The organism is Streptomyces natalensis ATCC 27448, assembly GCF_000935125.1.
In the GTDB taxonomy this organism is placed as follows: domain Bacteria; phylum Actinomycetota; class Actinomycetes; order Streptomycetales; family Streptomycetaceae; genus Streptomyces; species Streptomyces natalensis.
In genome coordinates this window covers 102,854-117,791 of sequence record NZ_JRKI01000061.1, presented here as the reverse complement: position 1 = coordinate 117,791, position 14,938 = coordinate 102,854, and the positions used below count along the sequence as shown (strand labels likewise).

General features: G+C 71.5%; 17 protein-coding genes and 1 pseudogene. 17 read left to right on the top strand and 1 reads right to left on the bottom strand.

What is annotated here, in order from left to right:
* Positions 1-172 precede the first annotated feature (172 nt).
* The 17 genes and pseudogenes from SNA_RS31270 to SNA_RS31190 all read left to right on the top strand — a co-directional run bounded on the left by SNA_RS31270 (position 173) and on the right by SNA_RS31190 (position 13,846).
* Entirely contained in the window at positions 173-763 is a 591-nt protein-coding gene (locus tag SNA_RS31270) for a hypothetical protein (RefSeq protein WP_044367872.1), read from the top strand.
* A gap of 155 nt (positions 764-918) precedes the next feature.
* On the top strand, positions 919-1,359 hold the full coding sequence (rpsP, locus tag SNA_RS31265; RefSeq protein ID WP_030071710.1) for a 30S ribosomal protein S16: 441 nt from the start codon (positions 919-921) through the stop codon (positions 1,357-1,359).
* 2 nt (positions 1,360-1,361) lie between these two features.
* Entirely contained in the window at positions 1,362-1,601 is a 240-nt protein-coding gene (locus tag SNA_RS31260; protein ID WP_030071708.1) for an RNA-binding protein, read from the top strand.
* 84 nt (positions 1,602-1,685) lie between these two features.
* Positions 1,686-2,231 (top strand): ribosome maturation factor RimM, encoded by a 546-nt coding sequence (gene rimM / locus SNA_RS31255; RefSeq protein WP_030071706.1) that lies wholly within the window; start codon positions 1,686-1,688, stop codon positions 2,229-2,231.
* Positions 2,231-3,040, top strand: coding sequence for a tRNA (guanosine(37)-N1)-methyltransferase TrmD (trmD, locus tag SNA_RS31250; RefSeq protein WP_030071704.1), 810 nt, complete (start codon positions 2,231-2,233; stop codon positions 3,038-3,040). The genes rimM and trmD overlap by 1 nt, the downstream gene beginning before the upstream one ends.
* A 132-nt stretch (positions 3,041-3,172) precedes the next feature.
* A complete protein-coding gene (rplS, locus tag SNA_RS31245) occupies positions 3,173-3,520 on the top strand; it encodes a 50S ribosomal protein L19 (RefSeq protein ID WP_030071703.1) in 348 nt (115 codons plus the stop codon).
* Between the two features lie 96 nt (positions 3,521-3,616).
* Entirely contained in the window at positions 3,617-4,372 is a 756-nt protein-coding gene (lepB, locus tag SNA_RS31240) for a signal peptidase I (RefSeq protein WP_044367871.1), read from the top strand.
* On the top strand, positions 4,365-5,450 hold the full coding sequence (gene lepB / locus SNA_RS31235) for a signal peptidase I (protein WP_044367870.1): 1,086 nt from the start codon (positions 4,365-4,367) through the stop codon (positions 5,448-5,450). The genes lepB (SNA_RS31240) and lepB (SNA_RS31235) overlap by 8 nt, the downstream gene beginning before the upstream one ends.
* 85 nt (positions 5,451-5,535) lie before the next feature.
* Positions 5,536-6,348 carry a signal peptidase I gene (gene lepB, locus SNA_RS31230; RefSeq protein WP_420823538.1) on the top strand — a complete coding sequence of 271 codons (813 nt, stop codon included), beginning with the start codon at positions 5,536-5,538 and terminating at the stop codon, positions 6,346-6,348.
* Between the two features lie 78 nt (positions 6,349-6,426).
* Entirely contained in the window at positions 6,427-7,164 is a 738-nt protein-coding gene (lepB, locus tag SNA_RS31225) for a signal peptidase I (protein ID WP_030071693.1), read from the top strand.
* Entirely contained in the window at positions 7,157-7,765 is a 609-nt protein-coding gene (locus tag SNA_RS31220) for an NUDIX hydrolase (RefSeq protein ID WP_078970336.1), read from the top strand. The genes lepB (SNA_RS31225) and SNA_RS31220 overlap by 8 nt, the downstream gene beginning before the upstream one ends.
* Before the next feature lie 38 nt (positions 7,766-7,803).
* Entirely contained in the window at positions 7,804-8,112 is a 309-nt protein-coding gene (locus SNA_RS31215) for a DUF2469 domain-containing protein (protein ID WP_003980220.1), read from the top strand.
* A gap of 292 nt (positions 8,113-8,404) precedes the next feature.
* A pseudogene (locus tag SNA_RS31210) lies at positions 8,405-8,782 on the top strand (YraN family protein); the annotation flags it as partial.
* Positions 8,782-10,521: a YifB family Mg chelatase-like AAA ATPase gene (locus SNA_RS31205; RefSeq protein ID WP_241779923.1), complete on the top strand. Its 1,740-nt coding sequence runs from the start codon at positions 8,782-8,784 to the stop codon at positions 10,519-10,521. The pseudogene SNA_RS31210 and the gene SNA_RS31205, both read left to right, overlap by 1 nt.
* 209 nt (positions 10,522-10,730) lie before the next feature.
* Complete coding sequence (dprA, locus tag SNA_RS31200) at positions 10,731-11,969, top strand: DNA-processing protein DprA (RefSeq protein WP_078970334.1); 1,239 nt, start codon at positions 10,731-10,733, stop codon at positions 11,967-11,969.
* Between the two features lie 394 nt (positions 11,970-12,363).
* The gene (whiG, locus tag SNA_RS31195; protein ID WP_030063949.1) at positions 12,364-13,200 is read left to right on the top strand and encodes an RNA polymerase sigma factor WhiG; all 837 of its coding nucleotides are present in this window, start codon (positions 12,364-12,366) and stop codon (positions 13,198-13,200) included.
* 106 nt (positions 13,201-13,306) lie between these two features.
* Entirely contained in the window at positions 13,307-13,846 is a 540-nt protein-coding gene (locus tag SNA_RS31190; protein WP_037788743.1) for a TetR/AcrR family transcriptional regulator, read from the top strand.
* Here the strand turns inward: SNA_RS31190 and SNA_RS40725 are convergent.
* Positions 13,800-14,930 (bottom strand): peptidoglycan DD-metalloendopeptidase family protein, encoded by a 1,131-nt coding sequence (locus tag SNA_RS40725; protein WP_078970333.1) that lies wholly within the window; start codon positions 14,928-14,930, stop codon positions 13,800-13,802. The genes SNA_RS31190 and SNA_RS40725 overlap by 47 nt on opposite strands.
* Positions 14,931-14,938: the final 8 nt, after the last annotated feature.

Here is a 14,938-nt window from a genome sequence, read left to right as displayed (position 1 = left end):
GCCGCCGTGAACGCCGTCCGGAGGGCGCGCGGAGTGCTCCGTGCGGCGTACGCCCGGCTTGCGCGCCCCTGGGTGCCTTCGGGGGAGACCGCCAAAAACTGACTGGTACGTGCAATTTATTTGGGATGCCCCGGAATCGGAACACTGGGCGACCCCGGCTCGTTGTCACGACGTGAGCACGACACCGCCTGTTCTCGCCGCCGAGCTGGCGCTCGCCTGGGCCGATATTCAACGGCACCACCCCGAGCTGCCGGATCTGGCCGCGCCCGAGTCCCTGATCGGAGAGTCCTCGTCCGCCTGCGGCGCCGAGCTCTCCTTCGAACGGCTGCTCCACGAGGCAGTCCACGGCATCGCCGCCGCACGCGGCATCCGCGACACCTCCCGGGCAGGCCGCTACCACAACCGCCGGTTCCTGGCGATCGCCGAGGAGCTGGGTCTGGACCATGTCGACGAACCGCATCCCAGCAGCGGCTTCTCCCTGGTCACGCTCAGCCCCGAGGCCCGGCGGCGCTATCGCCCCACCATCGAGCGGCTGGCCAGAGCCCTCAAGGCCCATACCGCCGCCACCGCCACCGACACCGCCCGCAGCTTCCGCGGCCCGGCCGCCCGGCACGGCTCCTCCGGGGGCGGCGTCCGCGTCAAGGCCGTCTGCGACTGCGGGCGCAACGTCCGGGTCGTCCCGTCCGTGCTGGCGCAGGCGCCGATCGTCTGCGGCGGCTGCGGCAAGCCCTTCCGCATCCCCGAGGTGGCCGCGGTCGGCTGACCGCACCGCGTGTGGCACAATGGCCAGCTGTACTCGACAGTCGCACAGGACCCCTCTCTCCTCCGGCTGACGCGTCCATCGGGCACCCGAGTACCGCAACCCCACGTGGCATCCCGTTGTGCCCAACCACGTCAAGACCAGGAGACACCACTCCCGTGGCAGTCAAGATCAAGCTGAAGCGTCTGGGCAAGATCCGTGCGCCTCACTACCGCATCGTCGTCGCCGACTCCCGTACCCGCCGTGACGGCCGGGCCATCGAGGAGATCGGCCTGTACCACCCGGTGCAGAACCCCTCGCGCATCGAGGTCGACTCCGAGCGTGCGCAGTACTGGCTGGGCGTCGGCGCCCAGCCGACCGAGCCGGTTCTCGCCATCCTGAAGAAGACCGGCGACTGGCAGAAGTTCAAGGGCGAGCCCGCCCCGGCGCCGCTGCTGGTCGCCGAGCCGAAGGCCGACAAGCGCGCCCTCTTCGAGGCCGCCGCCAAGGCCACCGGCGACGAGCCCAAGGGTGAGGCCATCACCCCGAAGGCGAAGAAGGCCGACAAGAAGACGGACGAGGCCGAGGCCGCGTCCTCCTCCGAGTCGACCGAGGCCTGAGCATGCTCGAGGAAGCCCTCGAGCACCTCGTCAAGGGCATCGTCGACAACCCCGACGACGTGCAGGTGGCATCGCGCACCCTGCGCCGCGGGCGCGTACTCGAGGTCCGGGTGCACCCCGACGACCTCGGCAAGGTGATCGGCCGCAACGGCCGTACCGCCCGCGCGCTGCGGACCGTCGTGGGCGCCATCGGCGGCCGGGGCATCCGCGTCGACCTGGTCGACGTGGACGACGTCCGCTGACACGTTGAACACCGGCTCGGGCCGGGGAGGGCCTTCGGGGCCGTCCCCGGCCCGTTGCCGTGGACCCCACAGAAGGAATTCCCCGTGCAACTGGTAGTGGCCCGCATCGGCCGCGCCCACGGCATCAAGGGCGAGGTCACCGTAGAGGTACGCACCGACGAGCCCGAACTGCGGCTCGCCCCCGGGGCCGTCCTCGCCACCGATCCGTCCTCGGCCGGACCGCTGACCATCGCGACCGGCCGCGTCCACAGCGGCCGGCTGCTGCTGCGCTTCGAGGGCGTCGCCGACCGCACCGCCGCCGAGGCGCTGCGCAACACCCTGCTGATCGCGGAGATCGACCCCGACGAGGTCCCCGAGGACCCCGAGGAGTTCTACGACCACCAGCTGATCGACCTCGATGTCGTCACCCGCGACGGAACCACCGTCGGCCGGATCGCCGAGGTCTCCCATCTGCCCTACCAGGACCTGCTGATCGTCAAGCGGCCCGACGGCGCGGAGGTCATGATCCCGTTCGTCTCCGAGATCGTCCCGGAGATCGACCTGGAGGAGCAGCGCGCGGTCATCGACCCGCCGCCCGGCCTGCTCGATCCCGCACAGGCCGAGATCGCCTCGAGCCGCGAGGAGACCTGATGCGGCTCGACGTCATCACGATCTTCCCCGAATACCTCGAGCCGCTGAACGTCTCCCTCGTCGGTAAGGCCCGCGCCCGCGGACAGCTCGACGTGCGCCTCCACGACCTGCGGGAGTGGACCCACGACAAGCACCACACCGTCGACGACACCCCCTACGGCGGCGGCCCCGGCATGGTCATGAAGCCCGATCCCTGGGGCGAGGCGCTCGATACGGTGCTGGCCTCCGGCGAGGGCGAACCCGTCCTCGTCGTGCCCACCCCCAGCGGCGTGCCCTTCACCCAGCAACTCGCCGTCGAACTCTCCGCCAAGCCCTGGCTGGTCTTCACCCCGGCCCGCTACGAAGGCATCGACCGCCGCGTCATCGAGGAGTACGGCGACCGCCTCGACGTCCGCGAGGTGTCCATCGGCGACTACGTCCTGGCCGGCGGCGAGGCGCCCGTCCTCGTCATGGTCGAGGCCATCGCCCGGCTGCTGCCCGGCGTCCTCGGCAACGCCGCCTCCCACCAGGACGACTCCTTCGCCCCCGGGGCGATGGCCGACCTCCTGGAAGGCCCCGTCTACACCAAGCCCCCCGAGTGGCGTGGCCGGACGATTCCCGACGTGCTGCTCAGCGGCCACCACGGCAAGATCGCCCGCTGGCGGCGCGACGAGGCGTTCCGCCGTACCGACCGCAACCGTCCCGATCTGATCGAGCGCGCCGACCCCGCCGCCTTCGACAAGAAGGACCGCGACATCCTCGCCGCGCTGGGCTGGGCGCAGGGAACGGACGGCCGATTTGGGCGCACCGGCGAGGCCGTGGAAGAATAGGCCGCTGCTGTGTGCGTCCGGCGCGCGCCCCTGCCACAGGGGGAACGACGCCCGCCCGACGGAACGGCAACACGATCATCTCTTCACTATCCCGTTGATGACCTGTGGCATCAGCGAAGAAAGCAGTAGGTCATGCACCTTCTCGACACCGTCGACTCCGCATCGCTGCGCAGCGACATCCCGGCCTTCCGCCCGGGTGACACCATCAACGTCCACGTCCGCGTCATCGAGGGCAACCGCTCCCGTGTGCAGCAGTTCAAGGGCGTCGTCATCCGCCGTCAGGGCTCGGGCGTGCGCGAGACCTTCACGGTCCGCAAGGTCAGCTTCTCCGTCGGCGTCGAGCGCACCTTCCCGGTGCACACCCCGATCGTCGAGAAGATCGAGGTCGTCACCCGCGGTGACGTCCGCCGCGCCAAGCTGTACTACCTGCGTGAGCTCCGCGGCAAGGCCGCGAAGATCAAGGAGAAGCGCGACAACTGAGCGCCGACGCTCCGGAGTGCGATTTTTTGCGCCGGAGCAACGCAAGACCACGCTCACGTACGGCGTCCGGAACCGGCCGGATAGGCTCAGGCCCCGATGGACACCGACGCACAGCTCCCGGAGCGCGACCTCTCTCCCACCCCCGACCAGGGGTCGGAGCAGCGGTCGCGCTCCGCGCGTTTCCTGGCCGGCTCGGGCCGCCGGCCGGTCGCGCTCCTGGTGTGCTGCCTCGTCTTTCTGTTCCTGCTGAGCAGCTTTGTCATCCAGCCCTTTCTGATCCCCAGCTCCTCCATGGAGAACACCCTGCACATCGGGGACCGGGTGCTGGTCAACAAGCTGGCGTACCGTTTCGGCGGCACCCCCCGGCGGGGCGATGTCGTGGTGTTCGACGGCACCGGGTCCTTCGTTCACAGCAACACGGGGGACAATCCCGTCACGGCCCTGGTGCGCGGGGCCGGCGCGGCGCTGGGCCTGGCCCGGCCCGCGGACACCGACTACGTCAAGCGAGTGATCGGGGTCGGCGGCGACCACGTGACCTGCTGTGACAAACGGGGGCGGATCAAGGTGAACGGCAAGGCCGTCAGCGAGGGCTATCTCCACCCGGGGGACGCACCGTCCTCGGTGGACTTCGACATCGTGGTGCCGGAAGGAAAGCTGTGGGTGATGGGCGACCACCGTGCCAGATCCAGCGATTCCCGCGACCACCTCGGTGACCCCGGCGGCGGCACCGTACCCGTGGACGAGGTGATCGGCCGGGCCGACTGGATCAGCTGGCCGTTCGACCGCTGGACCAGCCTGCACACCCCGGACGCCTTCGACGCCATACCCGCCCCGGCAGGCCCCCATGGGTAACCGCGGCAAGCCCCGCCACGGGCGGCAGGCCACCACCACGACCAGCTCCCGGGCACGGGGCACCGGGACGGAGCCGGCGCCGCCCCGCCCCGCGCCCGGCTTCGACGGGCCCGCGCAGGACGCGCCCCGGACCGGCGGCCGGGCCGAGCGGCGCCGCCAGGCCAAGCGCATCAAACGCCGCAGACAGCGCTCCTACATCAAGGAAATCCCCATCCTCATCGGGGTGGCGCTGGCCATCGCCCTGGTACTGAAGACCTTCCTGGTCCAGGCGTTCGTGATCCCGTCGGGCTCGATGGAGAACACGATCAAGATCGGCGACCGGGTGCTGGTCGACAAGCTGACCCCCTGGTTCGGGTCCAAGCCCCAGCGCGGCGATGTCGTCGTCTTCAAGGACCCCGGACACTGGCTTCCCGCGAACGAGAAGAGCCGCATCGGCGGCGAACCGCCGGTGGGCGTCAAGCAGTTCAAGGACTTCATGACCTTCATCGGACTGCTGCCCTCCGCCGACGAGAAGGACCTGATCAAGCGGGTGGTCGGGGTCGGCGGGGACACCGTGAAGTGCTGCGACAAACAGGGCCGGGTCACCGTCAACGGCACCCCGCTCAGCGAACCGTACGTCCACCCCGGAAACCCGCCCTCCGAGCTGAAATTCACCGTCACCGTCCCCACCGGACGGATCTTCGTGATGGGTGACCACCGCTCCGATTCCGCCGATTCGCGCTTCCACCTGGCCGAGCCGTACCGTGGCACGGTCTCGGAGGACAACGTCGTGGGCCGGGCCGGCTGGATCGCCTGGCCGTTCAGCCACTGGCGCCGCCTGGAAGAACCCGACACCTTCAGCACGGTGCACGACGCGCCGGGCGCCAGAGCCGCGCCCGCACAGGTGACGCATAGGCTGTACCCCGAGAGTTTGGCTGTACTCCCGACCCCTGCGGAACTCCCGCTCGTTATGGGAGTGGTGGGCCTGCACCGGCTCAGGTGCAGGCGAGTGCGTGGAGTGAGGAGCAGATGTGGGGGACTTGGCGGTCGGCGCGCGGTCCGGAACCGAAGAGCCCGAAGAGCCGGCGGGGCAGGATGAGCCCTCGCACCAGGCGGCGAGTTCCGTGCATCAGCCACAGTCGCAGTCACAGTGGACGGCGGTGGACAAGGAAGAGGACGTCGGCGTGAAGAAGGCAAAGAAGCCACGCGCCTTCTGGAAGGAGCTGCCGATCCTCATCGGCATCGCGCTCCTGCTCGCCCTCCTGATCAAAACGTTTCTTGTGCAGGCGTTCTCGATCCCCTCCGACTCCATGCAGGACACCCTCCAGCGCGGGGACCGGGTGCTGGTCGACAAGCTCACCCCGTGGTTCGGATCCAAGCCGCAGCGCGGCGAGGTCGTCGTCTTCCACGACCCGGGCGGCTGGCTTAACGAAACCCCCACCCCCGAGCCCAACCCGGTCCAAAAGGTCCTCAGCTTCATCGGCCTGATGCCCTCGGCCGAGGAGAAGGACCTGATCAAGCGGGTCATCGCGGTCGGCGGCGACACCGTGGAGTGCCATGGCACCGGCCCGGTGAAGGTCAACGGCAAGGCGCTCCAGGAGAGCTCCTACATCTACCCGGGTGCCACACCCTGCGGCGACCGCGCCTTCGGCCCGATCAAGATCCCCAAGGACCGCATCTGGGTCATGGGCGACCACCGTGACGACTCCCTCGACTCGCGCTACCACCAAAACCTCCGCGGCGGCGGCACGGTCTCGGTCGACGAGGTCGTCGGCCGTGCCTTCACCATCGCCTGGCCCCTCGACCGCTGGGCGACGCTGCCGGTGCCCGACACCTTCGACCAGCCCGGCATCAACAAGGCCATGGCCGCGGCCCCGGCCGCCATGGGTCTGGCCGGTGCGGTGCCGATCGTGCTGTGGCGCCGCCGGCGGCTCACCGGGGACAGTCCCTCCGAGGGCCGTCCCCAAGCGCTGACCAAGGAGCGGTCCGGGTGCTGACCCGGGAGCGTTACCCCAGGTAGGGTGCCGTCCCAGATCTTCGAACGCGGGCATCGTCCGCAGGGTGGGAGCGCTGGGATGAGCAGCAGTACGCAACGCAGGACCGACGGCCGCGGCCGGACCATGGGCAGTACGCTCTCGGGTCTGGCCGTGGCCGTCGGCTGTGTGCTGTTCCTGGGCGGTTTCGTGTGGGCGGCGGTGCTCTACCGCCCCTACACGGTGCCGACCGACTCGATGTCGCCGACCATCGCCGTCGGGGCCCGGGTCCTGGCCGAAAAGGCCGACGGCTCCGAGATACGCCGCGGCGACATCGTCGTCTTCAAGGACACGACCTGGGGTGATCTGCCGATGGTCAAGCGCGTCGTCGGGGTCGGCGGCGACCACATCGCCTGTTGCACCAAGCAGGGCCGGCTCACCATCAACGGCAAGCCCGTGGAGGAACCGTATCTGCACGGCCACGGCCCCGCCTCGCCCGTCGGCTTCAAGGCCACCGTCCCCACCGGCCAGCTCTTCCTCCTCGGCGACCACCGCAGCGACTCGCTCGACTCCCGCGTCCACCTCACCGACGGCGACCAGGGCTCCGTTCCGCGCAGCGCCGTCCAGGCCCGCGTCGACGCTCGCGCCTGGCCGCTGGGAAGCATCGGCGTGATGCAGCGCCCGCCCGCCTTCGCCGCACTCCCCGGCGGCATCTCGCAGCCCGGCCCCGTACAGCCCATCGCCCTCACCGTCGTCGCCGGCGCGGCCCTCATCCTCGGCGGCGCCGCCTACGGGCCGGTCGCCCGACGCCGGGCCCGCAAGGCCGGCGCCGATGGCTGACCGGCCCGGTCACACGACCGGTCGCGGCGAAGCGGCCGACGGGCCCGCGGCCGGTGACGGCGAAGCGGCCGACCGGCCCGGATCCACGATCAGGGGCGACGAAACCGCCGACCGGCCCGCCGCGATCCGCCAGGTCTCCCGCGTCGTCCTGCTCGACCCCGACGACCGGATCCTGCTCCTGCACGGCTTCGAACCGGACGACCCCTCCGACACCTGGTGGTTCACCCCGGGAGGCGGCGTGGAGGGCACCGAGACCCGGGAAGCGGCCGCCCGCCGCGAACTCGCCGAGGAAACCGGCATCACCGACGCCGTCCTCGGCCCCGTCCTGTGGAAACGCCGCTGCTCGTTTCCGTTCGACGGGCGGCGCTGGGACCAGGACGAGTGGTATTACCTGGGACGTACGGACCGTACCGCCACCGATATGGCAGGACACACGGAACTGGAGCGACGCAGCGTCTCGGGACTGAGGTGGTGGACCGCGGAGGAACTGTCCGCGGCACATGAGACGGTGTATCCGACCAGACTCGCCGAGCTGCTGCGCACACTGCTCGACGAAGGACCCCCGAGTGCGCCGGTGCTCCTGGAGACCGAGCGAGCCTGACGCACAATGGGGGGACGCACGGCTGAAGGGGATCTGCCATGAGCGCCGAGGACCTCGAGAAGTACGAGACCGAGATGGAGCTGAAGCTCTACCGGGAGTACCGCGACGTCGTCGGGCTGTTCAAATATGTGATCGAGACCGAGCGTCGCTTCTACCTCACCAATGACTACGAAATGCAGGTGCACTCGGTGCAAGGCGAGGTCTTCTTCGAGGTCTCGATGGCCGACGCCTGGGTCTGGGACATGTACCGCCCGGCCCGTTTCGTCAAGCAGGTGCGCGTCCTGACATTCAAGGACGTGAACATCGAGGAGCTCAACAAGAGCGATCTCGATCTGCCCGGGAGCTGAGGCGCGGGGCCGGTGTAGGGCCGGCGCGGGGTCGACGCGGGGCCCGGCTCGGGTGTCTGTGGGCGGCTTCCGTCGTGCCGGCGGCGCCGCCCGTGCCCCCTGCGGGTGACGGAGTTATCCACAACCGGCCGGTTATCCACCAAGATCCACAGTGATTGCGCGGAGGCGTCACAGTCGGTGCCGGAGGTGGTACCGAATGAACACCACGCAGACCGGCCACGGAGCCGGTGACACCGCACGCACCGCGCACGGCAAGCCGAAGCGCAGGACGAGGGACAAGCCGGAGGGCAGTCCGGAGGCCGCCGGGGCCGCAGGGCGGCGGCGAGCGCTTGGGCGCTACGGCGAGGACCTGGCGGCCCGGCGGCTCATCGACGCCGGGATGCGCATCCTGGACCGCAACTGGCGCTGCCGCGACGGCGAGATCGACATCGTGGCCGCCGACGGCGACGCACTGGTCATCTGCGAGGTGAAAACCCGCCGCGCGGCGTTATACGAACACCCCATGGCGGCCGTACGCGCCGAAAAAACCGAGCGGCTGCGCCGCCTGGCCGAGCGCTGGCTCGAACGCCACGGCGGCCCACCGCCCGGCGGCGTCCGCATCGATGTCATCGGCGTCCTGCTCCCGGCCCGCGGCGCCCCCGTGGTCGAGCACGTACGGGGGGTGGCGTGATGGGATTCGCCCGCACCTGCTCCGTCGCCCTCGTCGGCGTCGAAGGCGTCGTGGTCGAGGTCCAGGCCGACCTGGAACCGGGCGTCGCCGCCTTCACCCTGGTCGGACTCCCCGACAAAAGCCTGGTCGAATCCAAGGACCGGGTACGCGCGGCCGTGGTGAACTCCGGCGCCGAATGGCCGCAGAAGAAACTCACCGTCGGCCTGAGCCCGGCCTCCGTCCCCAAGAGCGGCAGCGGCTTCGACCTGGCCGTGGCCTGCGCCGTCCTCGGGGCCGCCGAACGCCTCGACCCCCGCGAACTCACCGACCTGATGATGATCGGCGAACTGGGCCTGGACGGCAGGGTCCGGCCCGTACGCGGCGTCCTGCCCGCCGTCCTCGCCGCCGCCGACGCCGGATACCGCCAGGTCGTCGTGCCCGAACGCACGGTGGCCGAGGCCTCGCTCGTCCCCGGCATCTCCGTCCTGGGCGTTCGCAGCCTGCGCCAGCTCATCGCCGTCCTCACCGACGAACCCGTACCCGACGAAGCCGAGGACACCCTTGGCGACGGCCGCCCCGACCCCCTCCTCTCCGGCCTGGCAATCCCCGGCACCGGCGCCTGCGCCGGCCTGCCGTCGGGGGACCACCCACTCGACCTGGCCGACGTCGCGGGCCAGCACAACGCCCGGCGCGCCCTGGAAGTCGCCGCCGCCGGACGCCACCACATCTTCTTCAAGGGCCCGCCCGGAGCAGGCAAAACCATGCTTGCCGAACGCCTCCCCGGGCTGCTGCCGCCGCTGTCCCCCAAAGAATCGCTGGAAGTCACCGCCGTCCACTCGGTGGCCGGCACCCTCCCACCAGGTCAGCCCCTCGTCGACCGCCCGCCCTACTGCGCCCCGCACCACTCCGCGACCATGGCCTCCCTCGTCGGTGGCGGCAACGGACTGCCCCGCCCCGGGGCCGTGTCCCTGGCCCATCACGGAGTGCTGTTCGTGGACGAGGCCGCCGAGTGCGACGCCCGCGTGCTGGACGCCCTGCGCCAGCCCCTGGAATCGGGCCATGTCGTCGTCGCCCGGGCAGCCGGGATGATGCGGATGCCCGCCCGCTTCCTTCTCGCGCTTGCGGCAAACCCCTGCCCGTGCGGACGGCACGGCACCACCGGGGGCGGCTGCGAATGCCGCCCCTCCTCGATCCGCCGCTACCGGGCGCGGCTGTCCGGCCCGCTGATGGACCGGGTGGATCTGCGGATCGCCGTGGAACCGGTCGCCCGCTCCGAACTGGCCGCACTCGGCAGCGGCGCCGAATCCACCGCCTCGGTCGCCGCCCGCGTACGCTCCGCCCGCGAACGCGCCGCCGCCCGCCTCGCCGGCACCCCCTGGAACACCAACAGCGAAGTCCCCGGGCACGAACTGAGAACGCGCTGGCAGGTGGACCCCGGAGCCCTCGCCCAGGCCGAACGCGACCTGGAATGCGGCCTCCTGACGGCCCGTGGCCTGGACCGCGTCCTGCGCGTCGCCTGGACCTCCGCCGACCTCGCAGGCCGCGACCGCCCCACAAGAAGGGACGTCGACTGGGCCCTGGAACTGCGCACGGGCGTCCGCCGGGGCGGGCCTGCGGGGGTGCCGGGGGTTGGGCCGGGTGCCGGGGCGGGTGTGCCGGGGACCGGATCGGGCGCCGGGACGGGTGCGTTGAGGGCCGGTCCGGGCGCCGGTGAAGGTGTGCCGCGCGGTGTGCCGGGTGTGGGGTCGGTGGTGCCCTGAACCCGGGTGGTGTGGGGAGGCGGGGGTGGGGTGGGGTGGGGTGGGGGTGGGGCCCCCGGGGGGACGGGGAAGCCGCCACTGCCCCAGCCCCCGTCCCCCCGCAGTCGCCCGTGCCCGTCGCCCCGAGTCTCACCGAGACACCTCAAGCCGCCACCACCAGCCGCCTCGCCACGCGGCCGCGGCCTCCCGATGAACAGGAGACGAACCCGATGAACACCACTGATGCTTGGGGCTTCGCCACGCACGAGCCCGCCGACACCACACGGAACGGGGCCGCCCACCGGCCTCCGGCCCACGACCGGCCGTACGAGCCACAGCGCACGGCCCGCGCGGCGCTCACCCGCATCCTGGAGCCCGGCGACGAAACCGCCGGCCGCTGGCTGCGCGACATGGGCCCCCAGGCCCTGTGGCGCGCCCTGTCCGATGACGCCGACCCGCCCCCAGGCGCGAGGCCGGACAAGATCGCGGGATTGCGGCTGCGCGCCACCCACGTCGATCCCGCCGCGGACCTGGCTGCCGTCGCCGCCCTCGGCGGCCGCTTCCTCATCCCCGGGGACGAGGAATGGCCGGGCCAGCTCGACGACCTCGGCGACGCCCGCCCCATCGGCCTGTGGGTGCGTGGCACGGCCAACCTCCGGTACTGGGCGCTGCGCTCGGTCGCCGTCGTCGGCGCGCGGGCCTGCACCGAATACGGCGCCCACCTGGCCACCACCCTCGCCGCCGGCCTCGCCGAACGCGGCTGGACCGTGGCCTCCGGTGCGGCCTACGGAGTCGACGGCGCGGCCCACCGTGGCGCACTGGCCGCCGATGGCGCGACCTTCGCTGTACTGGCCTGCGGCGTCGACTACGCCTACCCCCGCGGACACACCGAACTACTCGGCCGCATCGCCAAACAGGGCCTGCTGGTCGCCGAGTTACCGCCCGGCGAACACCCCACCCGCAGCCGTTTCATCCAGCGCAACCGTGTCCTCGCCGCTCTCACCAGAGGTACCGTCGTCGTCGAAGCCGAACTCCGCAGCGGCTCCCTGGTCACCGCCCGCCGGGCGCTTGCGCTCGGCCGCTTCACGATGGGCATGCCCGGCCCTGTGACCAGCGGTCTGTCCGCGGGCGTCCATCAACTCCTGCGCGGCGAGGCGGAGCTGGTCACCGACGCCGACGAGGTCATCGAACTCGTCGGCAGCATCGGCGACCTCGGCCCCCAGCACAACGGCCCGACCTTCGCCCGCGACCTCCTCGACCCTGTCGCCTCCCGCGTACTGGAGGCCCTGCCCGCCCGCGGAGGTGCGGACACCGGCCACCTCGCCAGGGAGTCGGGCACGCCCCGCGACCTCGCGCAGAACAAGCTCGTGGAGCTCCAGTCCCTCGGATTCGTGCAGAAGTGCGGCACCCGCTGGGAGCTGGCCCGACGCACCGAGCCCACCGGAGGTTCCCGGCGAGGCGGTACTTGACCTGGGGCGAACGGGTGAAAGGGTGAGGGGAATGACGGCAGAATCCAGGTTTGCCTTGCTTCGACGCATGGCGTCGACCCCTGGGGAGACGGTGACCCGGCGCGACGCACACACGGCACCGCGCCCGGCACGCCACTGCGGCCGGCACCCCGGCCCCTCGGGAATCCGCGCCCGGCAACGGGTCCCCGTGCCGCCGCGCCGCACGAAGTAACCCTGAGGTGCGGGCAGCGGAACGTATCTGCGCACACCCCACCTCCTCCTCCTCGCACACCGCGACGCCGCGGTCACGCTACGCTCACATCCACTTCACCCTCCGCTTCACCCCAACACCCGTCCCTTCGTCCACCCATCCACCGTCCATCCAGCGTCTCGGCAGAACGGCTCAAGGCGACGAATGCCCCAGCACACCTCCGGGTCTGACCGCGCAGCTGTACCACCCGCTGCGCGCGCCAGCGTGCGCCCCGCCGCGCCCACCTCGCTCGACGAGCTGTGGCGCTCGTACAAGGCGTCGGGCGACGGGCGGTTGCGGGAGCAGCTGATCCTGCACTACTCGCCGCTGGTCAAGTACGTCGCCGGCCGTGTCAGCGTCGGCCTGCCCCCCAATGTCGAGCAGGCCGACTTCGTCTCCTCCGGAGTCTTCGGCCTGATCGATGCCATCGAGAAGTTCGAACCGGAACGCTCCATCAAGTTCGAGACCTACGCCATCACCCGCATCCGCGGCGCCATGATCGACGAGCTGCGTGCGCTGGACTGGATCCCCCGGTCCGTACGGCAGAAGGCCCGCGCCGTGGAACGGGCGTACGCCACCCTCGAAGCGCAGCTGCGCCGCACCCCGTCCGAGGCGGAGGTCGCGGACGAGATGGGCATCGCGCTGGAGGAACTCCACGGGGTGTTCAGCCAGCTGTCCCTGGCCAACGTCGTGGCACTGGAGGAACTGCTGCACGTCGGGGGCGAGGGCGGCGAACGGCTCAGCCTCATGGACACCTTGGAGGACACGGCCGCCGAGAACCCTGTCGAGATCGCGGAGGACCGCGAGCTGCGACGGCTGCTCGCACGCGCCATCAACACCCTTCCCGAGCGGGAGAAGACCGTGGTCACCCTCTACTACTACGAGGGCCTCACGCTCGCCGAGATCGGCAATGTCCTCGGCGTCACCGAAAGCCGGGTGAGCCAGATCCACACCAAGTCCGTACTGCAGCTGCGCGCGAAGCTCGCCGACGTCGGCCGCTGAAACTTCCTGTGCCGGGTCGGCAGGCGGAGTGCCGTGACGCGGGCGCCATCCGTACAGTGGGGATGTGCCAAGGATTCGAGCGGCCTCGGTGGCCGAGCACCGGACGATGCAGCGTGGCGCCCTCCTGGACGCCGCCCGCACCCTGCTGTCCGAAGGCGGGACGGAAGCGCTGACCTTCCCCGCCCTCGCCGAGCGCACGGGACTCGCGCGCTCCTCCGTGTACGAGTACTTCCGCTCCCGCGCGGCCGTCGTCGAGGAGCTGTGCGCCGTCGACTTCCCGGTATGGGCGTCGGAGGTCGAGGCGGCGATGGAGCGCGCCGGTGCGCCGGAGGAGAAGATCGAGGCGTATGTGCGCAGGCAGCTGGCCCTGGTGGACGACCGGCGCCACCGTGCGGTGGTCGCCATTTCGGCCGGCGAACTGGACGCGGGGGCGCGCGAGAAGATCCGCGCGGCGCACGGCGGACTCATCGCCATGATTGTCGAGGCACTCGCAGCGCTCGGCCATGAGCAGCCCCGTCTCGCCGCCATGCTCCTCCAGGGCGTCGTCGACGCCGCGGTCCGCCGTATCGAGCTCGGCGCCGCCGAGAACCCGGAGGAGATCACTGAGGCGGCGGTGGGCATGGTCCTCCGTGGCGTACGCGGCTGACCCCTGGGGGACTCCTCCCGCCCCACCCACCTCCACCACCACCCGTTCGCGGCACCTGGCCGGCATGCCGTCCTCCCCTCACCCGCTCCGACGACAGGCGCCCCAGTGCCCAGACCGCGGCAGCGGCAAGGGCGACGGCCCCCGTGAGCGCCGCTCCCGCCGGTGTCGTAGCCGCCTCGCGCGCCGGTGCGAGATCCGGCCGCGCGGCCCCCATGAGGTCCGGCCCGTGCGGATCCGGCCCCCGGGGAACGGGAACGCCGATGACCGGAAGCAGGCGCGACGGGCCCGTACGAAGCATGGGTGCAGGCAGGAGCGTCAGCGGGTCCAGATAGGTCTTTCCGCGGCGCAGGCCCCAGTGGAGGCATGGCCCGCGGCAGTGGAACGGGCCTCGTTGCAGTACGGCGACAGGCCGGCCCGCCCCGACGCGTGCGCCCTTGCGGACCGTGGCGTGCACCGGTTCGTACGTGGTGCGTAACGGGGGACGGCCCGAACGGGAGAGTTCGATGGTGAGGACGCCGCGCCCGGCAACGGTGCCGGCGAAGGTCACCCGGCCGGATACTGCCGCACGCACCGTTGCACGGGCCGCGGCTGCCAGGTCCACGCCGCGGTGTCCGGCGGCCCAGGGCGTGGGCGGCGGCTCCCAGCCCCGTAACACCGCAGGCCATATGCCCGCCGCGCCCGCCACCGGCCAGGCGCGATCCGCCGGTGCCGTGGCCGGGCCCGGGGCGGGCGCCCGGGCGTGGCGGCCCGGTGGCCCGTCCCCGTCCTCGGACCATGCCGCATCGCCTGCCGCCGCCCGCGCCGCATCGCCTGCCACCGTCTGAGCCGCCGCAAGCCTCGGCGCCGGGATCGCGGCCGTGCCGGGCCCGAAGCGCAGCCCCGGATACGCCGCCAGCAGCGTCGTCACGCCGATGACCGCAGCCGTCACAGCGATCAGGAACCCCGTCACCACCTTCGCCGGAAAGAAGCAGTGCCGCCCCCGCACAGCGGCCGTCTTCCGCCGCCATGGGCCCCATGCCCACCGGCCGCGCACGGGCCGGTCGCCTTCGCGGGAACGCGTATCCGAGCTGGAATGTCGTTTCATGTCCCGAC